Origin of the sequence: Prevotella sp. LMAG:51 (genome assembly GCF_008680225.1) — a bacterium.
Taxonomy (GTDB): domain Bacteria; phylum Bacteroidota; class Bacteroidia; order Bacteroidales; family Bacteroidaceae; genus Prevotella; species Prevotella pectinovora.
In genome coordinates, this window is sequence record NZ_NALQ01000023.1 from 1 (window position 1) to 22,511 (window position 22,511).

The 22,511-nt window shown below is 51.5% G+C and carries 13 protein-coding genes; 9 read left to right on the forward strand and 4 right to left on the reverse strand.

Features of this window, described 5'->3' with window-relative positions:
- Together CCC32_RS08845 and CCC32_RS08850 are read left to right on the forward strand one after the other, a co-directional pair.
- Positions 1-447 (forward strand): hypothetical protein (locus CCC32_RS08845; RefSeq protein ID WP_287073839.1); only part of this gene is annotated, 447 nt, incomplete at its 5' end.
- A 727-nt stretch (positions 448-1,174) separates the two neighbouring features.
- Complete coding sequence (locus CCC32_RS08850; RefSeq protein WP_287073842.1) at positions 1,175-2,614, forward strand: AAA family ATPase; 1,440 nt, start codon at positions 1,175-1,177, stop codon at positions 2,612-2,614.
- Positions 2,615-2,700: 86 nt separating this feature from the next.
- Here the strand turns inward: CCC32_RS08850 and CCC32_RS08855 are convergent, their stop codons facing one another.
- Together CCC32_RS08855 and CCC32_RS08860 are read right to left on the reverse strand one after the other, a co-directional pair.
- On the reverse strand, positions 2,701-3,030 hold the full coding sequence (locus CCC32_RS08855; protein ID WP_044074140.1) for a helix-turn-helix transcriptional regulator: 330 nt from the start codon (positions 3,028-3,030) through the stop codon (positions 2,701-2,703).
- Between the two features lie 2 nt (positions 3,031-3,032).
- Positions 3,033-3,371: a type II toxin-antitoxin system RelE/ParE family toxin gene (locus CCC32_RS08860; protein WP_287073847.1), complete on the reverse strand. Its 339-nt coding sequence runs from the start codon at positions 3,369-3,371 to the stop codon at positions 3,033-3,035.
- A 604-nt stretch (positions 3,372-3,975) separates the two neighbouring features.
- Here CCC32_RS08860 and CCC32_RS08865 point away from each other — a divergent pair.
- From CCC32_RS08865 to pnuC, 4 genes are all read left to right on the forward strand, one after another.
- Positions 3,976-5,337, forward strand: a complete 1,362-nt coding sequence (locus CCC32_RS08865; RefSeq protein ID WP_287073849.1) for an ATP-binding protein — start codon at positions 3,976-3,978, stop codon at positions 5,335-5,337.
- A 544-nt stretch (positions 5,338-5,881) separates the two neighbouring features.
- Complete coding sequence (locus CCC32_RS08870; RefSeq protein WP_287073851.1) at positions 5,882-6,319, forward strand: hypothetical protein; 438 nt, start codon at positions 5,882-5,884, stop codon at positions 6,317-6,319.
- Positions 6,320-6,348: 29 nt separating this feature from the next.
- Entirely contained in the window at positions 6,349-8,637 is a 2,289-nt protein-coding gene (locus CCC32_RS08875) for a TonB-dependent receptor (RefSeq protein WP_502705614.1), read from the forward strand.
- A gap of 70 nt (positions 8,638-8,707) precedes the next feature.
- Entirely contained in the window at positions 8,708-9,340 is a 633-nt protein-coding gene (pnuC, locus tag CCC32_RS08880) for a nicotinamide riboside transporter PnuC (protein WP_287073853.1), read from the forward strand.
- An 888-nt stretch (positions 9,341-10,228) separates the two neighbouring features.
- Here the strand turns inward: pnuC and CCC32_RS08885 are convergent.
- Both CCC32_RS08885 and CCC32_RS08890 read right to left on the reverse strand, forming a co-directional pair.
- Positions 10,229-11,521, reverse strand: coding sequence for an ATP-binding protein (locus CCC32_RS08885; RefSeq protein WP_287073854.1), 1,293 nt, complete (start codon positions 11,519-11,521; stop codon positions 10,229-10,231).
- Positions 11,522-11,863: 342 nt separating this feature from the next.
- A complete protein-coding gene (locus tag CCC32_RS08890; protein WP_044065595.1) occupies positions 11,864-13,513 on the reverse strand; it encodes a fumarate hydratase in 1,650 nt (549 codons plus the stop codon).
- Between the two features lie 1,589 nt (positions 13,514-15,102).
- Between CCC32_RS08890 and hflX the strand changes: the two genes are divergently transcribed.
- The 3 genes from hflX (at position 15,103) to CCC32_RS08905 (ending at position 21,873) form a co-directional block, all read left to right on the forward strand.
- Positions 15,103-16,365 (forward strand): GTPase HflX, encoded by a 1,263-nt coding sequence (gene hflX, locus CCC32_RS08895; protein WP_022316317.1) that lies wholly within the window; start codon positions 15,103-15,105, stop codon positions 16,363-16,365.
- Positions 16,366-16,393: 28 nt separating this feature from the next.
- Complete coding sequence (locus tag CCC32_RS08900; RefSeq protein ID WP_287073857.1) at positions 16,394-18,319, forward strand: DUF4954 family protein; 1,926 nt, start codon at positions 16,394-16,396, stop codon at positions 18,317-18,319.
- Between the two features lie 650 nt (positions 18,320-18,969).
- Positions 18,970-21,873, forward strand: coding sequence for a M16 family metallopeptidase (locus CCC32_RS08905; protein WP_287073859.1), 2,904 nt, complete (start codon positions 18,970-18,972; stop codon positions 21,871-21,873).
- The last annotated feature ends 638 nt before the right edge of the window (positions 21,874-22,511 follow it).

The window sequence follows — 22,511 nt, forward strand, 5'->3', positions numbered from 1 at the left end:
GATAAGGGCGAAAAAGACTGTGACAAGGGCTCTGGAACGAAGAAAGCGGCTACTAAAGAAAATGCAGAGGTATCGGCAGATAACAAAGATGGCAGTTGTGTCAATACTACCAGTTCGCATAGTAAAGGAAGTACACCATCGGCAGCAGGCGGCAAAGAAGCGCGCATCGAGAGCTTTCTGGCATATTTCAGCAACTACTGGAACAGTGTTTTGACATCCACGAACAGCAGGCTGCGCCCCATCAGGGTGGTAAACGGCGAGAGACGCAAGAGGCTCGTCAGGCTCCGCCAGAACTACACCGACGAGGAAATCAGCCGCTTCGTGTTCCGCGCCGCCAACTCGCCATATCTAAATGCCCGCGACGGACGGTTGCGACAGCCTGCCGACCTGAACTGGATGCTGTCTACCGACGACCGCATAGTGAAGATCATAGAGGGGAACATGTAGGGCGCTCTTGTGGTTTATCTTGGTTTTTGTCTTTAAATAAAAATTGTTACTCAGCATATCGACATCAGCCCCCACCTAACCTCAAACCCATCCTAACCTTCCCAAAGGGAAGGAACAAGTTACTTCGCATACAGATTTCAGCCCCCACCTAACCTCAAACCCATCCTAACCTTCCCAAAGGGAAGGAACAAGTTACTTTGGCGACTGATTTCAGTCAATCACATTAGCCCCCTCTCGTTCTCCCCCGTAGGGGAGAAGCTAGTTACCATTGTTAATGATAAACCACTGACAATCTAGTAGCTACAGACAATAATCAAAAGCCAATGGCATCTGTCCCTCCCCTACGGGGGAGGCTAGGTGGGGGCTGAAGTTCATTGGCAGGGTAACCTGTTCCTTCCCTTGGGGAAGGCTAGGATGGGTTTGAGAACGAGAGGGGGCTAAAGTGATTGACTGAATTCAGTAGCAGAGTAATCCGCCTTGGGGTTATCCCGGTTTTTGTCTGAAATCGCAGGGGCGGATATTTGTTGTCAGAATATCATATCTGGAGACGGGTAAATGCCTAAATCCAAGGAAACCCCAATGGTGCCCTTATGTTAAAATCGTGTTAAAACATCGTTTATTCCGCCGCTAACCCTCATTTCACACCCTTCGTAGCGGAATAAACGCTGTTTTTTGCTGGAATTTGCAAAATATCGCTATCTTTGCAAAAAGAAAAAAAGGCAAGACTATGTGTGACATCATTGGAAGAAAAAAGGAAATAGCAGAGCTCAGACGATACTACGACAGTGGCAGGGCTGAATTCGTGGCAGTATATGGCCGCAGGCGTGTTGGAAAGACATTCCTCGTAAACGAGGTGTTCCACGACGACATGGTGTTCCACCACACAGGATTGTCGCCATACGACAGGCAACGCAAAGTGACGCTGAAAGCCCAACTGCAGAACTTCTATTTCTCGCTCATCCGCCACGGGATGGAGAATATAGCCCAGCCGAAATCGTGGATGGAGGCGTTCTTCCTGCTGGAGAGATTCCTTGACACTTGCGACAACGGAAGCAGGCAGGTGGTATTCATCGACGAACTGCCATGGATGGACACCGCACGGTCGGGATTCCTGACTGCCCTGGAGGCGTTTTGGAACGGATGGGGAAACATGCGCCACAATCTGCTCCTCATAGTATGCGGATCGGCAACATCATGGATGCTCGACAATCTGATAAGCAACAAAGGCGGACTGTATGGACGACTGACGGGAGAGATCAAGCTCTCGCCATTCACACTGAAGGAAAGCGAAGATTTCTATGCGAGCCGAGGGATAAAGATGTCGAGATACAACGTGGCGCAGGCGTATATGGTGATGGGAGGAATACCGTTTTATATGAATTTCTTCAATCCGGCATATAGTCTGGCACAAAACATCGACACGCTGTTCTTTGCCCGCAACGCAAAACTGGGAGACGAGTTTGAACGACTCTTCAACTCCGTTTTCGACAATGCCGACGACTGCATGCGCATCGTAAGGCTACTCGCCACGCGACATGCCGGATTCACAAGAAAGGAGATAACCGAAAAGACTGGGCTGAAGGCCAACGGGGACCTCACAAAGATGCTGAAGGCACTGATAGGCAGCGACTTCGTGATAAGATACGTGCCGTTCGGTTCGGGCGGCAGGGATGAGCGCTACAAGCTCGTGGACTCATTCTGCTGGTTCTGGCTCCACTTCAAAGAGAGCAAGGAAATAAAACAGGAAGACTACTGGCAGCGGCATCTCAGAGAGAGCGACATCGCCTCATGGCGGGGAATAGCCTTCGAGGAAATTTGCTTCCTGCATATAGCGCAGATAAAACAGGCGCTGAATATCGGCGGAGTATCATCGGTGGAGTCGTCGTATGTGGTGCGTGGAGAGGGAGAACACGACGGCATGCAGATAGACCTGATTATAGAACGTGCTGACGATGTGGTGAACCTGTGCGAGATGAAATTCTACAAATCGCCATTCACACTGACAAGACAATATGCACAGACGCTGACAACCAGGCTGCAGAAGATGGAGGAGAAATATCCTGACTACACCTTCCACCTCACATATATCGGCGGCACGGAACTGGCGAAGAACGAATATTCCGACCTTTTCGTATCCGTATTGACACTTGACGACCTCTTCAGATAATCCCACACAAGCGGTCGCCAGCCGACCGAATGCAGCGTTTAATCACAGCTTGCAGTCGTGCGGCTTATTACTTCGCCTTGCAGCTTTTACCACAAGGCCACTTTTCCGGCAACACCCAAATCTATGGTAGCTGTCACCACACCAAGAGCCTTGAATACTCTTCGCATAGTTGGAATAGTTATGCTATAACCTCTCTCTAATCGGGAAATCTGCGCTCTTTTCACACCTATGCGCTCACCAAGTTGTTCTTGTGTCAAGTTCTGCTCTATACGAGCCTTCTTGATGGCTTCTCCCAAACGATAAGCATGCAATGCATCGTCCACATCACTCTCAAAGGCGTCACGTTTCGGAGTACCAACTTTTCCAAAGTGCTTGTCAAGCACATCGTCCAATGGGGTAAGATTCATCTGTGCCATAATTATTTGTTTTTGAAATATTCTTTTCTTATTGCTTCAGCTTTAGCTATCTCCTTGCCTGGCGTCTTTTGGGTTTTCTTGATAATTCCGTGAGTGGCAATCACCAATGTATCCTTGTCCTTATCCCAAAAGGCAAACAAACGATAAGCGGTTTTGTTGTACAATGTACGAAATTCCCATATCTCCGTGTTTTCCAATTTCTTGAAAAGTTCCTTGTTGCGTTCCCCACCTGCAACACGCTTGATGTTGTAATAGATCTTGTAGGATACCGCTTCGGGTAAACTCTCAATGAAGTTCTGTGCCTCGTCAGTCAAGACAAGTCGGAAGATATTTTGTGACATATATTTTCTATTTGCTGCAAAGATAGGAATTATGTTTCATAAATAAGAAACAATCGGTATTTAAATTTATCTTATAATTCAGATTTAACACAAGACGGTAGCCAGCCGGCAGAATGCAGCGTTGCTCTGCCGGAAAGACGGAATGCCTCTCCATCGCTGATCAAGATATTTTCACTTTCAAAAGAAACGAATCAAAGATTTAGCAGAAAACAATACTCGACAGGTCTATCTTTTAGCAGAAGATAACGCCCGATAGGTCTATCTTTTAGCAGAAAACAACGCCCGATAGGTCTATCTTTTAGCAGAAAACAATGCTCGATAGGTCTTTCTTTTAGCAAAAAACAACGCTCGATAGGTCTTTCTTTTAGCAAAAAACAACACTCGATAGGTCTTTCTTTTAGCAGAAAACACCGCATGATTGGTCTATCTTTTAGCAGAAAACAATGTCTGATAGGTCTTTCTTTTAGCAAAAAGCATTGAAAAACAGTGATATATGATAAATAATCAGTAACTTTGCAACGAGAGTCATAACTCACACAAGATTCTGAAAACAATAACAACCTCTACACGCAATCACTAACTGTAGAGAAAATAAAGGACTTATATGGCAGCTGATTATTTGACAAGAAGCATCGACAAGGCTTTGCTGGAATGGAAAGACAGTCCTCGCCGAAAGCCCCTGCTCGTGAGGGGAGCCAGACAGGTGGGAAAATCATCCACGGTGCGCCATTTGGGAAAGTGCTTCAAACACTTCATTGAAGTAAATTTCGAAAAGACTCCCGAACTGGCAGAACTGTTCAAGGGAAACCGCGACGTGAAGGACATCACAAGAAAACTGTCTGACTATTTCAACGTGCCCGTGACACCCGGCAAGACACTGCTCTTTCTCGACGAGATACAAAAAAGCGAGGATGTGATACACAGTCTGTGGTTCTTCAAAGAAGACTATCCGGAACTCCACGTCATTGCGGCAGGATCGCTCCTGGAATTCGCACTCAAAGACCTTTCGTCGTTCGGAGTGGGACGCGTCAGCTCGCTGTTCGTTTACCCCATGTCGTTCGACGAATTCCTGATGGCAACAGGCGACGACGGACTGCTGGCGGCCAAAAGGGAATGCGGACCGGACAACCCTCTCCCCACCCCATTCTACAACAGGATAACAGAACGGTTTCGCAGCTTCATGCTCACGGGAGGAATGCCTGAAGCAGTGGCAACATACGCAGAGACAGGGTCGTACAGATACAGCAGCGATGTGGTGAATGAAATAATACAGGGCTATCAAGACGACTTCGCGAAATATGGCGCCAAAGCAAACCCCACGCTCCTGAGACGTACACTGATAAGCATAGCCCGACAGACGGGAGGAAAATTCGTATGCAACAGGGTGGAAGGAGACTACAGGTCGGCAGAAGTGAAAAACGCCATCAGAATGCTGTGCGACGCCGGACTGATAATCCCTGCCTACCACACGGATGCCAACGGAGTGCCGCTCGGAGCGGAGATAAATGAGAGAGTGGTGAAATACCTGATTCTCGACAGCGGCATACTGCTCGGCATACTCGGCATCGACGACGACACTGACGAAATAGTGAAGGAGATGATGCTGGAAAGCAGTACAGACCTCGTGGACAAGGGAAGCGTGTCTGAAATGATTGCCGGACTGGAACTGATAAAATATTCATCACCCCAGAAGCGCCACCAGCTATACTACTGGCAGAATATGAACAAAGGCACCTGCGCCGAAGTGGACTACGTGATAGCAAAAGGCAACGAAATAGTGCCGATAGAGGTGAAATCGGGAGTGAAAGGTTCGATGAACAGCATGTATTCGCTTATGAACAACCAACAGAAGCACATATCCCGAGGCATCAGATGTTCGCTCGAGAATTTCGGTTCGTTCATGAGTCCCGCCAACAAGCGCATCGACATAATCCCCCTATACGCCGTGTCGAAAATATTTGAATGAATTACACGCCATATCACCTTATTATATATATAGCAACTTCGCGACTTGAGAAATAGCGGAGAAGATACGAGTAGGTGACGGAAAACTCCTCGTCAACTCGTCAACTCGTCGACTCGTGAAATAGCGGAGAAAGGCGGAAAGGTGGAGAAATATTTTGCCGTGACATAATAAAGACGTAACTTTGCACCCGGTCGGCAAACTGCCGGCTAAGGGGTGCTGCCGCCGTTGCGGATGCTGAGACCATACCCTACAGACCTGATCCGGATAATGCCGGCGTAGGCGAAAACGACTACAATGACTACACTCCCCTTGATTCATTAACGAAAACGACGGGCAATATGGCAACTCTCAGAAACCATAATGCCCACCGCGATATTGGCTTCATGACTGATCGTGGAGAAACAGGGAATAGGATAACCCATCCTAACCTTCCCGAAGGGAAGGAACAGGTTACTCTGCCAATGAACTTCAGCCCCCTCTCGGTCTCCCCCGTAGGATAACCCATCCTAACCTTCCCGAAGGGAAGGAACAGGTTACCCTGCCAATGAACTTCAGCCCCCTCTCGGTCTCCCCCGTAGGGGAGATGCAGGTTACTCCGCTTCGGCAGAGATTGGGAGATGCAGGCTACTCCGCTCCGGCAGAGATTGGGAGATGCAGGCTACTCCGCTTCGGCAGAGATTGGGAGATGCAGGCTACTCCGCTTCGGCAGAGATTGGGAGATGCAGGTTACTCCGCTTCGGCAGAGATTGGGAGATGCAGGCTACTCCGCTCCGGCAGAGATTGGGAGATGCAGGCTACTCCGCTCCGGCAGAGATTGGGAGATGCAGGCTACTCCGCTCCGGCAGAGATTGGGAGATGCAGGCTACTCCGCTTTGGCAATGATTGGGAGATGGAGGGTACTCCGCTTCGGCAGAGATTGAGAGATGCAGGAACAGATGCAGCGCAACTGATTCCCACGACAGAAAAGGGAAGCCAAAAGTAACAAAACAACAATAAAAAAAACAGGTTAAGATGAAAAGAATCAACCAAGTGGCAATGGCAGTGGTATGTACGCTATGCGCACAGAACGCCCTTGCACAGAAAGACGTAGACACCGTGAAGGTGCGCCAGCTCAACGAGGTGGTGGTGAAGGCAGTGAGAGCACAGAAGAACGCTCCATTCGCCGTGGCAAACATCGAGAAATCGGAACTGAAAGACTTCTCAACTACGGGCCGCGAACTGCCATACCTCTTCTCTCGCACACCGGGAATAATATCATGGAGCGAGAACGGTATCGGAACGGGAACGACATACCTCCGCATGCGTGGTGCTGCGGGAAGCCGCATCAACGTGACTCTCGACGGAGTGGCACTCAACTCGCCTGAAGACCAGCAGGTGTTCTGGGCTAACATGAACAGCTATGCCGCACTGCTGGGCAGCGTGCAGATACAGAGAGGTGTGGGAGCGTCGACAAACGGTGACGGTGCGTTCGGAGGTTCGATTTCGCTCGCCACACAGGCGCCTCAGGTGAAGCCGTTCGCCGAGCTGACCGGCTCCTACGGCACCTACAACACCTACAACACGGGTGCAAGCTTCTCCACCGGACTGCTCTTCAACCACCTGATATTCGACGGAGCATACCACGAGACGGCAACCGACGGATTCGTTGACGGCACCCGCGGACGCTCGGGCTCATACTACGGCGGACTGACATGGCTGGGCGACAACTTCCAGATAAGATACAAGAATATCGGAAACTTCGAGAAGACCGGACAGGCCTGGAACTATATCACCGGACCGGAAGGAACTGAGTCTTACAAGCAGATATACGAGATGGGACTGGGACGCAGCAACACACTGCTCGGAAACTACGACAAGGATGAGAACGGCAACTACAAGCTTACTCCATTCACCTACCGCGACGGCACTCCATGGGACCGCACGACGGACAATTTCTACCAGAACCACAACATCCTCTCTGCCACATGGCAACCCTCTGAACACTGGACTCACAATGCCGCCCTGCACTACACCTACGGACGCGGATACTACAAGGACCTGAAGGTGAAGAAGTCGCTGGCTGAGAAATTCGGCATCAACGAACGCAACGACGCAGGCAAGTTCATCAAGAGCGACGCCGTGAGACTGAAGGGACTCACACAGAACGCCTACGGACTGGTGTATAACGTGAACTACAAGGACGAGGAGTGGGACGTGACCGGAGGAGTGAACCTGCAGCAGTTCCGCGGCAGCCACTGGGGATATCTCACATACATCAAGGACGAGGCACTGGAACAGAAATACTTCGACAACCACGGCAAATACAAATACTACGACTCCGACGCACGCAAGGATGACTACAGCGCATTCGTGAAGGCAGCATACACATTCCTCGACAACTGGAACGTATTCGCCGACCTGCAGTACCGCCACGTGGGATACAAGACCGACGGCATCAACGACAAGTTCGTGACGGGAAGCGACGGCAACTACTACGCACAGCGACTCGACGTGGACGACGACTTCAACTTCTTCAACCCGAAGGCCGGAGTGAGCTACACCAACGGCGGACACAAGGCTTACGCATCGGTATCGCTCGCAAACCGTGAGCCGGAGCGCAACAACTATACCGACAACGGCAACTACCCTTACCCGAAGAAGGAGCAGGTGACCGACTATGAACTGGGATACCAGTATACTGGCAACAACTGGCACGCCGGAGCAAACTTCTACTATATGGCCTACGACAACCAGATTGCACAGACAGGACAGACGAGCGACATCGGCGAGGCACTGACCACAAACATCAAGGACTCCTACCGCATGGGTGTGGAGCTGACCGCCGGATGGGCACCGCTCTCATGGATGAGCGTGGAGGGAAACGCCGCTCTGAGCCAGAACAAGATAAAGGACTTCGACGAATATCTGGGCTACCACGTGAACCACTACGACAAGTCTACCCTCGCCTACTCGCCAAGCGCCATACTCAACGGATTCCTGGATTTCCACTATCAGGGTTTCAACGCCACATGGCACACCAACTTCGTGAGCAAGCAGTATGTGGACAACTCTGAGAGCAGCGAGCGCCAGCTGCCAAGCTTCTCTCAGACCGACATCAACATGAGCTACACCATCAACCTGAAGGGCTGCGGACTGAAGAGCGTGAAGCTCGGTCTTGACCTCAACAACATCTTCGACCGCCACTATGCCGTGATGGGCTACGACTGGGGATGGTATGAGGGCGACACCCGCAAGTCTTATCTGGGATATGTGCCGGCAGCGGGATTCACGATGATGGGTAACATCACGCTGAGATTCTAAGATGACGGGGAAAATCCCATCGAGATTATAAATGACGGAATACTTCCCACTGGAATCATAAGACTACATCATGACTGAATTTATCACCGAACACTGGCTCGACATCTTCACCACGCTGCTGGGCCTACTGTATATCTGGCTGGAATACCGCGCACATATCGCCCTCTGGCTCGTGAGCATCATAATGCCGGCTCTCGACATCTGGCTCTACTGGAGCCACGGGCTATACGGCGACGCCGGAATGGCGGCATACTACACCCTCGCCGGCATCTACGGATATGCCATGTGGCGATACGGCACGGCATTGAAGAGCCTGCTGGCGAGAGGTAAGAGGATGGGCGACGCACCGAAGAACGCATTGCCCATCACCCACATGCCAGCAAGGAGATATGCTCCGGTGGCTGTGGCGTTTGTGGCGGCATGGGCGGCAACATACTGGATTCTGGTGAAGTTCACCAACAGTACGGTGCCGCTGCTCGACTCCTTCACCAATGCCCTGAGCTTCATCGGCCTGTGGGCGCTGGCAAAGAAATACATCGAGCAATGGCTGTTCTGGATTGCGGTAGACGTGGTGTGCTGCTATCTCTATGTGGTGAAGGGCATCCCCTTCAAGGCAGGACTCTACGGACTATATGTTGCAATCGCCGTAGCCGGCTACTTCAAGTGGAATCGGATGATGAAAGAACAGACTGTCCGGGCATAGCAACCGCCGACCGGACAACATATAACTGAATAAAAATAGAGGCCATCAACAAGAGGTGGTCTCTATTTTTTTTGTATCGGAAAATATTGCAATGGGAAATTATTGCATCGGATAATATTGCAACGGATAATATTGTATCGGAAAATATTGTAACGGGAAATAAATGTCGTTCATCAGGCTATTTCCCCTATCGGCAATCAAGACTATAACCGCCTGTTCCATCCTCTGCCTATGATTTCTGCCAATCACTTCAGCCCCCTCTCGTTCTCAAACCCATCCTAACCTTCCCCAAGGGCAACCCATCCTAACCTTCCCCAAGGGCAAACCCATCCTAACCTTCCCCAAGGGAAGGAACAAGTTACCCTGCTTTGTCAAAGACATCTTCAGCCAATGACATCAGCCCCCACCTAGCCTCCCCCGAAGGGGAGGGACAGTTACTATTGCCATTGATAAGCCATTGATAATCAGACCACTACTAACGATAATATTACTTGCTATGGTGTCTGTCCCTCCCCTTCGGGGGAGGATAGGTGGGGGCTGGAAGTCTGCGGTCTTGCCATATCATGACAAATTACTCCGCCAATGAACATCAGCCCCCTCTCGGTCTCCCCCGTAGGGGAGATGCTGGTTAGCATTGTTAACGAAAAGCCATTGACAGTCAAGTAGCTGCAAGCTACAATAAGACAGTCTAGGGTATCTGTCCCTCCCCTACGGGGGAGGATAGGTGGGGGCAGAAGTCGGTATGCGGAGTAATTTGTTCCTTCCCTTTGGGAAGGTTAGGATGGGTTACCCATTGGGGGAAGGCTATGATGGGTTATCCTTCGGGGGAGGTTAGGTGGGGGCTGATGTCGGAAGGCGGTTCATATATATATCATGACAAATCCGTCACTAAAACACGAATCCGTCCACGGCATACAGAGGAACATTGGTGACCCATTCCTCCTCCTTGTAGTCGTTCATCGAGATGCGGAATGCCTTGGGCGACTGATTGTCGGCAACGAACTGGCGCAGGCTTTTCGCCCTGACGTTCGTTTCTGCCTTTACCTCCAGCGGCACGATGGCATCTTCGTCATCCTGAAGCAGGAAGTCTATCTCCTGTGTGCTGGCTGCCTTTGAATAATAATATGGCGAGTATCTGAGGATGAGCTGCTGGAACACATACTGTTCGGTCAGCGCTCCCTTGAATTCGGTGAAGATACTGTTACCAGCCACTATGGTAGTGGGCTTCAGACTGGACATGGCGCCAAGCAGCCCCACATCGAGCACGAAAATCTTGAACGCCGCCCTGTCTTCATAACTCACAAGCGGCAACCGGGGAGCCTTCACGTTACACACCTTGTATATCAGTCCGGCATCCTGAAGCCACTGCAGGGCTATCTCATATTCACGCGCCCTTGCTCCCTCTCGCACTACTCCATACACAAACTTCCTGTTCTCCTTGCTCAACTGTGCCGGAAGCGATTTCCACAAGTCCACGATGCGCGGCACAATTTCTGAAGGGGCATGCTTCGACATATCCCTCTGATAACTGCTGAGTATCGCCGTTTGCAGCGCCCTCACCTCCTTCCAGTCCCGGTTGCGACTGAAGCTCAACACCGCCTCGGGCATTCCGCCTACAAAGTAATAATACCTGAGCAGCTCCTGAAACTTGGGCGAGAGCATCGCCATCATATTCCAGTCGCCGGCCATCAGCACTTCCGACAGGTTCTCCTCTCCCATCGCCATCACGAACTCCACGAAGCTCATCGGATGAAGGGTGAGGAAATCAACTTTTCCCACGGGGAACGACTCTCCGCGATGCAGCTCTATCCCGAGCAGCGATCCGGCAGCGATAACATGATATCCGGGAGCATTCTCTGCAAAATATTTCAGCGAAGTGACGGCATGCGGAGCAGCCTGTATCTCATCGAGGAAAATCAGCGTGTCGCCCTCACTGCACGTCACACCCGTCACGGCACCTATAGCCGTGAGAATCCTCGGAATATCGAAATCCTGTTCAAAGAGATTGCGCAGTATCTTCATCTCCTCAAAGTTGACATAAGCCAGCTGCCTGTAGTTTCGGCGTGCAAATTCCTTCACGAGCCAGGTCTTTCCCACCTGTCGCGCCCCCTCCACTATAAGAGGTTTACGATATGCCTTCGCCTTCCATTCCTGGAGTGCTTTGATTGCCGTCCTTTCCATACCTTATACTTTTAATTCACAATAAACATACTGAACATACTAAGTCTCAAGTACTTAGCAACTATTCAAGCATCATTCCATACACATTTCGTGAGGGAACGAACACCATTACTCACACATTTCGTGAGGGAACAAATGCCGTTTCATACACATTTCGTGAGGGAATAACGCTGCAAATATACACATTTTATGAGGGAATGCAATAGGTTTCTCTCACATTTCGTGAGGAAACGGACGAAAAAATCCGGCAGGAACGCGACACGCTGGTCAACGTTTCTGCCGGATTATTATAATGCCTTTGTTTTAACCCAAATCGGTCATTAGGGCGTTTTGGGTTTAAACTTACTTGCAGTTAGGACACCAAGGCTTGAGCTGCTTGAAGAAATCGTTGCCCTTGTCGTCAACGAGGATGAATGCAGGGAAGTCCTCAACGGTGATCTTCCATATTGCCTCCATGCCCAGCTCCGGATATTCCACACACTCGATGCTCTTGATAGAGCTCTGTGAGAGCACTGCAGCCACACCGCCGATGGTGCCGAGATAGAAACCGCCGTGCTTCTGGCATGCGTCGGTGACCACCTGTCCGCGGTTGCCCTTGGCAATCATCACGAGCGATGCTCCGTGTGACTGGAACTCGTCTACGTATGGGTCCATGCGGTTGGCAGTGGTAGGTCCCATAGATCCGCAAGGATATCCCTCCGGAGTCTTTGCCGGTCCGGCGTAAAGGATAGGATGATCCTTGAAGTATGCCGGCATCTCCTCTCCTGCGTCGAGACGCGCCTTGAGCTTGGCATGGGCAATGTCGCGCGCCACGATGATGGTGCCCTTCAGGTTGACGCGGGTGCTGACAGGATATTTCGTGAGTTCGGCGCGCACTGCGTCGATACCCTTGTCGAGGTCAATCTCGATACCCTTTGCTCCCTCGCCCGGCTTGCGGTATTCCTCAGGAATCAGCTCCGACGGGTTGCTGTCCATCTTCTCGATCCAGATACCGTCGGCATTGATCTTCGCCTTGATGTTGCGGTCTGCCGAGCAGCTCACTCCCATACCGATTGGGCAGCTTGCGCCGTGGCGTGGCAGACGGATCACGCGGATGTCGTGAGCCAGGTATTTGCCTCCGAACTGTGCTCCGAGTCCGATCTTGTGTGCCTCCTCCAGGAGTTTGTTCTCCAGGTCGATGTCGCGGAAGGCGCGTCCTGTCTCGTCGCCGGTAGTAGGCAGCGAGTCGTAGTATTTTATAGAGGCGAGCTTCACGGTGAGCAGGTTCTTCTCAGCCGATGTTCCGCCGATTACGAATGCGATGTGGTATGGCGGACAAGCTGCCGTTCCGAGACTCTTCATTTTCTCCACGAGGAATGGGAGCAGTGTGCCCTCGTTCTGTATCGTGGCCTTTGTCATCGGATAGAAGTATGTCTTGTTGGCAGAACCGCCACCCTTTGCCACGCACACGAAGCGGTATTCGTCGCCCTCTGTAGCCTCGATGTCAATCTGTGCCGGCAGGTTGCAGCGTGTGTTCACCTCGTCATACATGTTGAGCGGTGCGTTCTGGGAGTAGCGCAGGTTGTCCTCGGTGAAGGTGTTGTAGACACCGCGAGAGAGAGCCTCCTCATCCTCGAAGTCTGTCCACACGCGCTGTCCCTTCTCTCCGTGGATGATGGCAGTACCGGTGTCCTGGCAGAACGGGAGAATTCCCTTAGCTGCCGTTTCGGCGTTGCGCAGAAACTGCAGAGCCACATACTTGTCGTTTTCTGAAGCCTCCGGGTCGCTGAGGATCTTGGCCACCTGCAGGTTGTGCTCTCTGCGGAGCATGAACTCCACGTCGTGGAAAGACTGCTGTGCCAGGGCTGTGAGCGCCTCTTTTGTCACCTTCAGGATCTTCTTTCCTTCGAACTCTCCTACCGACACACCCTCTTTGGTGAGCAGATAGTATTCAGTATTGTCCTTGCCCATCTGGAACATAGGAGCATACTTGAAATCTGGTTTTGTTGCCATAATGTTTTGTTTTTATAATATTATGTGTCTTTGATTTTCTTTTTTCCGCCTTGCGCCAGCTTGTCCATAGGGGCGTGAGCGCATGGCCTCGTCATGCTACAGTCGTATTGCGGGGGAAGCCAAGGCATCCACCACGTGCAAAGATACAGTTTTTGATTGGAAATGCAATGACAAGGAGTAGATTATTTTTGTGTTGCCTGGTCTTGAGGGGGATGCGATGAGGAGACATCTGTAATTTGAACCGTAAAAACCGACAACGCCAGTAAAGGGAGTGGGTCTGCACTCCTTTGTCTTAGCCAATACATCGGCTGATGATTTTAAGACAAAAACCAAGATAAACCCAAGGCGGATTACTCTGCTTCTGATTTCAACCAATCACATCAGCCCCCACCTATCCTCAAACCCATCCTAACCTTCCCCAAGGGAAGGGACAAGTTACTCTGCTTCTGATTTCAGCCAATCACTTCAGCCCCCACCTATCCTCCCCCGAAGGGGAGGGACAGTTACTATTGCTATTGATAAGCCAATGATAATCAGATAACTACTAACGACAATAATACTAACAATGGTATCTGTCCCTCCCCTACGGGGGAGGTTAGGTGGGGGCTGTTGCCGATATGCTGAGTAACAACTTTTATATAAGAACAAAAACCTTGATAAACCCAAGGCGGATTACTCTGCTTCTGATTTCAACCAATCACATCAGCCCCCACCTAGCCTCCCCCGAAGGGGAGGGACAGTTACTATTGCTATTGATAAGCCAATGATAATCAGATAACTACTAACGACAATAATACTAACAATGGTATCTGTCCCTCCCCTGCGGGGGAGGTTAGGTGGGGGCTGGATGGCAGTATGCGGAGTAATAATTATTGTTCCCCCACAGTTCAGAATTACGAATAGATAACAACTTTCCTGCGCAGCCGGTTTATCCCTCTAAGTTTTTGTCTGAAAATCTGAGGACAAGATGCCAGGAAAGGGAGTGCCCCAGCACTCGCAAATCCCAATAAATCCTTAAGCTAAATCCAAGAATCATTGACTAAAATATAATCAAAAAAAGATCCGTGAAAGACCAATCCGTGTCAAGTCCGTGGTATCCGTGTTTCTTTTTTTATTTGTGTCCCTGCCGCAGGCTGGGGACACAACGGCAACACGGAATAAATTTATCTGTGAGTAACACGCAATTACAATATCTGTGAGTAACACGCAATTACAATATCTGTGTTGTATATTCGCTATTGCCCGTCGCAAAAGAGATTTTTCACCATAATATATATGTTGAATCAGCTTTTTAGTTTATCTTTGCATAAGATAAGCTTCGGCTCGGCATAAGAAATAAATACATTTATTTCATTCTGCTCTCGCCTTGCATTATCTTTGCATAAGATAAGCTTCGGCTCGGCATAAGAAATAAATACATTTATTTCATTCTGCTCTCGCCTTGCATTATCTTTGCATAAGATAGGCTGCACCTCAGCAAATTATTCAAACAAGTTTGATATTTTGCATTCGGTTTGCACTATCTTTGCATATATTTTACTATTGCATATAATTTCTTCATATTAGCATATCATAAGACAACGACATAGATGAAAGAATTCGTAATATCAGAAGTCAAGGCCGAAACAGCCGTACTCGTGGGACTCATCACGAAGGAACAGGACGAGGCCAAGACCAAGGAGTATCTCGACGAACTGGAATTCCTTGCCGACACCGCCGGCGCCGTCACCGTGAAGAGATTCACGCAGAGAGTGAACGGTCCCAACCAGACTACATACGTGGGCAAGGGAAAGCTCGAGGAGATAAAGCAATATATACTCGACGAGGAAGACGCAGAGAGAGAAATCGGTATGGTGATATTCGACGATGAGCTCTCGGCAAAGCAGATTCGCAACATCGAAAACGAGCTGAAGGTGAAAATCCTCGACCGCACATCCCTCATCCTCGACATCTTCGCCATGCGCGCACAGACCGCCAACGCCAAGACGCAGGTGGAGCTGGCGCAATACCGCTACATGCTGCCACGACTGCAGCGACTATGGACCCACCTCGAACGACAGGGAGGAGGATCTGGTTCGGGAGGCGGAAAGGGAAGCGTGGGACTGCGCGGACCGGGTGAGACGCAGCTCGAGATGGACCGCCGAATCATCCTGCAGCGCATGTCGCTGCTCAAGGAGCGACTCGCCGAGATTGACAAGCAGAAGACCACACAGCGCAAAAACCGCGGCCGCCTCATCCGCGTGGCACTCGTGGGATATACCAACGTGGGAAAGTCTACGCTCATGAACCTCATGTCGAAGAGCGAGGTGTTTGCAGAGAACAAACTCTTCGCCACACTCGACACCACGGTGAGAAAAGTGGTGGTGGAGAACCTGCCGTTCCTGCTCGCCGACACCGTGGGATTCATACGCAAGCTGCCCACAGACCTCGTTGACTCCTTCAAGAGCACCCTCGACGAGGTGCGCGAGGCCGACCTGCTGCTGCATGTGGTGGACATCAGCCACCCCGACTTCGAGGAGCAGATAAAGGTGGTGGACAAGACTCTCGCCGACCTGGGATGCGCCGACAAGCCGTCGATGATAATCTTCAACAAGATAGACGCATACACATGGGTGGAAAAAGAGGCCGACGACCTCACGCCTGCCACAAAGGAGAACATGACCCTCGACGACCTGAAGAAGACCTGGATGGCGAAGATGGGAGACGACTGCCTCTTCATCTCGGCACGCGAGAAGATAAACATTCAGGAGATGAGAGACGTGATATACAAGAGAGTGAGAGAGCTGCACGTGCAGAAATACCCTTACAACGACTTCCTGTATCAGGACTACAGCGAGGAAGAACAAAATTAAAAAGAACCCCATACACCACACACACATCATGCGCACACTCACACCATCAGAGATAAAGCGGCTCGAAGAGAACCGCTGCCACGCTGAAGACTGGCAGAAAATCACCGTGGGAGAGAACTTCTCTGCCGACAGGCTCTACGACGTGCAGTTCATAGGAGAATGCAGCATAGGGTCTAACAGCGACACCGTGACCACGGACATGGGATACGAACTGCCCACCGGAATACGACACGCACGCATCATAAACTCCACCATCGGAGACAACACCCTCGTGGAGAACGTGAGCGCATTCATCTGCAACGCCGACATCGGCGACAACTGCATCGTCAACAACGTGAGCGTGATACAGACCACCGAAGGCACCACCTTCGGACAGGGAAACACCATCAGCGTGATGAACGAGGCGGGAGAGGGAAACGTGGTGCTCTATTCCGGACTCACAAGTCAGATAGCAGCCCTCACAGTGCTGCCGCCATGCTTGGGCGAACAGTATGACGACGCCGACGCCACCATAGAAGCCCGACGCCAGGCTAAAGACGCCGTGAGGAGAATGGTGATGGAGGAGGTGATGAGCCGGATGCCGAAGCGCACGCTGATAGAAGACAACGTGCACATCACCGACACAATAGAAATCACCAACTCCTGGATAACCCAATGGACAGAGGTGAGGGGAGCGCAGCGCATCAGCGAGACCACGCTGTGGAGCCGACGGGACAACAGCGTGTTTGTGGGAGCCGGAGCGATAATCGACGGATGCATCGTCACCCTCGGCTCGTCGGTGAGCAACAATGCGATAGCCAAAAACTGCTTCATCGGCGAGAACTCCACGCTGACCGACGGATTCTCAGCCACCGACAGCCTCTTCTTCGCCAACTCATACATGGCCAACGGAGAGGCATGCGCCGCATTCTGCGGACCGTTCAGCGTGAGCCACCACAAGTCAACGCTGCTCATCGGAGGAATGTACTCCTTCTACAACGCCGGTTCGGGAACCAACTTCAGCAACCACGCCTACAAGATGGGACCCATCCACTATGGCATCATGGAGCGCGGAGCCAAGACGGCGAGCGGCGCCCACATCCTATGGCCGGCACATATCGGAGCCTTCACGATGTGTATGGGCAAGATTGCCACACATCCCGACACCTCGTCGCTGCCGTTCTCATACATCATCGGCGACGGCACCGACACCTACATCGTGCCGGCACGCAACATCGCCACCGTGGGCACCTACCGCGACACCGCAAAATGGCCACGCCGCGACATGCGCCCGCAGGGCAGCCGCCGGAGCATGGTGGACACCGAGTGGCTCAACCCCTCAACGATGACCAAGGTGGTGGAGGCGAAGGTGACGCTCGAAGCCCTGCGCGACCAGAAGGGGGCCAGAGAAGTGTATCAGACCGCCGACGGGTCGCTGATAAAGCGGTCGGCGCTCGAAAAGGGAATATCGCTATACACGCTCGCCATAAAGCTATATCTCAACCGCCATCTGAAGTCGGCCGACGAGGAGGCGGACTACAACACCTCGTTTGACGACACACCGGCGAGCCAGACCTTCGGCAGACCGCTCAGCAGGGGAGCGTCGCTCTTTGCCGACCTCGGCGGAATGCAGATAAGCAACGCCAGCGTGATGCGCATCGTGGACGCCATCACCAGCGGAAACATAGACACCACAGAAGACCTCATGGCAGAGATATGCCGCTACTACGACGGCGGAAGTCTCGACACCGACATCGACAGGAAACTGGCACTGCGTATCGCTGATGCCATCTACGGATGGAACAGTATGGATGCCGACGACCGCCGCCGCCTGATAGGCAGCTGTCATGAGGCGCGCCGCGAATGGTATGATATGGTACGCCGCGACGCCGAGCGCGAATACGAACTGGGCGACGTGGACGATGCCACTCTGAACGGATTCCTGGCGAAACTCGAAGAGGAGGAGCCGGCTTAGTGAATCAGAGGGGACAGATTGGGTGGACTTGGTAAGTCTATCATGATATATGAAAAGACTAATTGCCACCAGCCCCCTCCTAACCGCTAACCCATCCTAACCTTCCCAAAGGGAAGGAACTGGTTACTCTGCCAATGACATCAGCCCCCACCTAACCTCCCCCGTAGGGGAGGGACAGATACCATTGGCTGACTGTCATCGGTTTGTCATAAAGCAAGACTAACCTGCATCCACCAGTCTATGACAGTAACAGAGTAACCTGCATCAACCTGTCTTTGACAATTCGGAGTAACCTGCATCTCCCAATCTCTGCCGAAGCGGAGTAGCCTGCATCTCCCCTACGGGGGAGAACGAGAGGGGGCTGAAGTTCATTGGCAAAGTAACTTGTCCCTTCCCTTGGGGAAGGTTAGGATGGGTTTGAGAACGAGAGGGGGCTGAAGTTCATTGGCAGGGTAACCTGTCCCTTCCCTTGGGGAAGGTTAGGATGGGTTTGAGAACGAGAGGGGGCTGAAGTTCATTGGCAAAGTAACTTGTCCCTTCCCTTGGGGAAGGTTAGGATGGGTTTGAGAACGAGAGGGGGCTGAAGTTCAGTTGCAAAGTAACAACAAAAAAAACAAGAAAGAACAAATTATTATCCTAAAATAAATATTATGAAATTAAAGTCAATGTTTGTAGCCTGTCTCGCCGTGTTTTCCATCGGCACACAGGCAAAAGATTACAAGTATGTGGCGGTGCCCGGCGACCCTATGCACGCCCGCATCTACACCCTCGACAACGGACTGAAGGTGTATCTCTCGGTGAACAGCGAAACACCGCGCATCCAGACCTACATCGCAGTGCGCACCGGCAGCAGGAACGACCCTGCCGAAACCACCGGACTCGCACACTATCTGGAGCACCTCATGTTTAAGGGAACATCAAAGTTCGGTACCGTAGACGCCGCCAAGGAGAAGCCATACCTCGACGACATCGAGCGCCGCTACGAGCACTACCGCAAGCTCACCGACCCGGCACAGCGCCGGCAGGCATACCACGAAATCGACAGCGTTTCGCAGATTGCCGCAAAGTATTTCATCCCCAACGAATACGACAAGCTCATGTCGTCAATCGGAGCCGAAGGCACCAACGCCTACACCAGCAACGACGTGACATGCTATGTGGAGAACATCCCCTCAAACGAGGTGGAAAACTGGCTCAAGGTGGAGAGCGACCGCTTCCAGAACATGGTGATACGCGGTTTCCACACAGAGCTCGAGGCTGTGTATGAGGAGTATAACATAGGACTGGCAAAGGACAACAACAAGCTCTGGAACTCGCTCCACAAGCTGCTCTATCCCACACACCCATACGGCACACAGACCACTATCGGCACCCAGCAGCATCTGCAGAACCCTTCGATAACAAACATCAAGAACTACTTCCGCAGCTACTACGTGCCAAACAACATGGCAATCTGTCTGGCTGGCGACTTCGACCCCGATGTGGTGATAGCACAGATAGACAAGTATTTCGGATCATGGAAGAAGAGCGACAACCTCTCGTTCCCCACCTACGCCCCCGTGGCTACCATCACATCGCCACGCGACACCACAATCGTGGGACAGGAGGCATCGTGCATGATGCTGGGATGGAAGTTCGACAAGGCTGCATCGCTGCAGTCTGACACCCTCGACGTGATTTCTGAAATGCTCTCAAACGGCATGGCGGGAATCCTCGACCTCAACGTGAACCAGAAGATGAAATGCCAGTATTCCGCAGCATTCTGCAACGGAATGAACGAATACTCTGAGTTCATCCTCTTCGGCCAGCCGATGCCGGGACAGACTCTCGACAGCGTGCGCGACCTGCTCCTCGGTGAGCTCGCTAAGCTCAAGACAGGCGACTTCAGCGACGACCTGCTGCCATCGGTGGTAAACAACATGAAGCTCAACTACAACAACCAGCTCGAGAGCAACCAGTGGAGAGCAAACGAGTTCGTGCAGGCTTTCGTGAACGGAAAAGACTGGAATGACCACGTGACATATCTCGACCGCATCTCCCGGATGACCAAGCAGGACATCATGGCATTTGCCAGAAAACACTTCGCCGACAACTACGTGGCAGTGTACAAGAAGGAGGGTGTGGACAACACGCAGAAGAAGATAAACAAACCGCAGATCACCGCCATCCCGTCTAACCGCGACCTGCAGAGCCAGTTCGTTACAGAGATCATCAACTCTAAGGTGGAGCCTATCAAACCACGCTTCGTTGACTACGACAAAGACCTCACCAAGGCGCAGACAAAGAAGAAGCTCCCCGTGCTCTACGTGAAGAACAAGACCAACGACCTCTTCGTGCTCAGCTATCGCTACGACTTCGGCGAGGAGGCAAACAACATGCTCGCCTATGCTGCCGACTATCTCAGATATCTCGGCACTGACAAGATGACCGCCGAGCAGCTCAAGCAGGAGTTCTACAAGCTGGCATGCGACTACAGCATCAACGTGAATACCGAGAATATGAGCATCACCCTCAACGGTCTGAGCGAGAACATGCCGCAGGCGATGACTCTCTTCGAGAACTTCCTCCAGAACGCCAAGGTGGACAAGGAAGCCTTCGGCCGCTGGGTGGAGAGCGACCTCAAGGCGCGCCAGGATGCCAAGATGAACCAGGAGCAGAACTTCAGGGCTCTCGCCAAATATGCCATGTATGGCCCATACAACACTCAGCGCAACATCCCAAGCAACGAACAGCTGAAGAACCTCGACCCGCAGAAGCTCATCGATATGCTCAAAGACCTGAAGAACTACAAGCACACCGTGCTCTACTACGGACCGATGGAGGTGAAGGACATGGCAAAGGTGGTGGACAAATACCACGCACTGCCCAAGAAATTCAGAGCCGACCCTGAGAGCCGACCATACAAGATGGAGCTGACTCCTGCCAACGAGGTTGTGATTGCGCCATACAAGGCAAAGAACATCTACATGTATCAGTATCACAACGAGGGCAAGAAGTGGACACCTGAACACGAGGCGATGATAAACATGTTCAACGGATACTTCGGCGGCGGCATGAACACCGTGGTGTTCCAGGAGCTGCGCGAGAGCCGCGGACTGGCATACAGCGCATGGGCAAGTTATCTGACACCATACCGCCCGGCCGACTCGGAATTCTTCCTCACCAGCATCATCTCTCAGAACGACAAGATGACGGACTGTATCGCCACCTTCAACAGCATCATGAACAACGTGCCGCAGTCGGAGAAGGCATTCGAAATCGCCAAGCAGGCAGAAATGAAGCGCATCGAGGCAAGCCGCACCACTAAGCTCAACATCATCTACAGCTATCTCAACGCCAAGAAACTGGGCTACGAATACAGTCTGCAGCAGAAGGTGTATAACGTGCTCCCGAAGATCACGCTGCAAGACCTCGTGAAGTTCGTCAACGAGAACATCGCCAACAAGCCTTTCCGCTACATCATCCTCGGCGACGAGAGCGACATCGACATGAAGTCGCTCGAGAAGATCGGACCGGTGAAGAAACTCTCTACAGAGGAAATCTTCGGATACTAAACCGGGGACAAGTAGACTAATAGACGAGATACGAGTAAATAAGTAAACGAGTTACTAGTAGACGAGATACGAGTAGACAAGTAGACAATCAGACGGGCAGTCAAGCTGACAAGGATATTCCTTCGTCGGCTTGTCTGCCCGTCGTTTTATTAAGAGGACTTGTATTCATTATCAGACAAAAAACGGGATAAAACCCTGTATCCTTTTGCGAGCCTTACGGCTTGATTCCTGCCACACAGGTCGCCCTTACGAGAGCAAGCTCTCGACAGTCTACCTGTATGACAGGAATCGGTGGCGACCTTGTCACCACCTCGCAAAAGAATACAAGCGATAAACCAAGATAAACCGGCTGCACAGGAAGCCGTTTCCTATTCGTAATTCTGAGCCGTGGGGAAACAATTATTATTACTCCGCATACTGCCATCCAGCCCCCACCTAACCTCCCCCGAAGGGGAGGGACTGATACCATTGGCTATCTGATTATTACCCATGGCAATTTGATTATTACCCACAGTAATCTGATTATCGGTGACTTATCATTAACTAGAGTAACCTGCATCCAACAGTCTTTGACAAAGCAGAGTATCTGTCCCTCCCCTTCGGGGGAGGCTAGGTGGGGGCTGAAGAGATTGACTGAA

Bases quoted from the DNA above. Each gene is read 5' to 3' on its own strand.
- pnuC (WP_287073853.1), top strand. From the start codon at position 8,708: ATGACTGAATTTATCACCGAACACTGGCTCGACATCTTCACCACGCTG.
- CCC32_RS08890 (WP_044065595.1), bottom strand. From the start codon at position 13,513: ATGGCAACAAAACCAGATTTCAAGTATGCTCCTATGTTCCAGATGGGC.
- CCC32_RS08850 (WP_287073842.1), top strand. From the start codon at position 1,175: ATGTGTGACATCATTGGAAGAAAAAAGGAAATAGCAGAGCTCAGACGA.
- CCC32_RS08865 (WP_287073849.1), top strand. From the start codon at position 3,976: ATGGCAGCTGATTATTTGACAAGAAGCATCGACAAGGCTTTGCTGGAA.
- CCC32_RS08860 (WP_287073847.1), bottom strand. From the start codon at position 3,371: ATGTCACAAAATATCTTCCGACTTGTCTTGACTGACGAGGCACAGAAC.
- CCC32_RS08885 (WP_287073854.1), bottom strand. From the start codon at position 11,521: ATGGAAAGGACGGCAATCAAAGCACTCCAGGAATGGAAGGCGAAGGCA.
- CCC32_RS08905 (WP_287073859.1), top strand. From the start codon at position 18,970: ATGAAATTAAAGTCAATGTTTGTAGCCTGTCTCGCCGTGTTTTCCATC.
- CCC32_RS08870 (WP_287073851.1), top strand. From the start codon at position 5,882: ATGAACTTCAGCCCCCTCTCGGTCTCCCCCGTAGGGGAGATGCAGGTT.
- CCC32_RS08875 (WP_502705614.1), top strand. From the start codon at position 6,349: ATGAAAAGAATCAACCAAGTGGCAATGGCAGTGGTATGTACGCTATGC.
- CCC32_RS08900 (WP_287073857.1), top strand. From the start codon at position 16,394: ATGCGCACACTCACACCATCAGAGATAAAGCGGCTCGAAGAGAACCGC.
- hflX (WP_022316317.1), top strand. From the start codon at position 15,103: ATGAAAGAATTCGTAATATCAGAAGTCAAGGCCGAAACAGCCGTACTC.
- CCC32_RS08855 (WP_044074140.1), bottom strand. From the start codon at position 3,030: ATGGCACAGATGAATCTTACCCCATTGGACGATGTGCTTGACAAGCAC.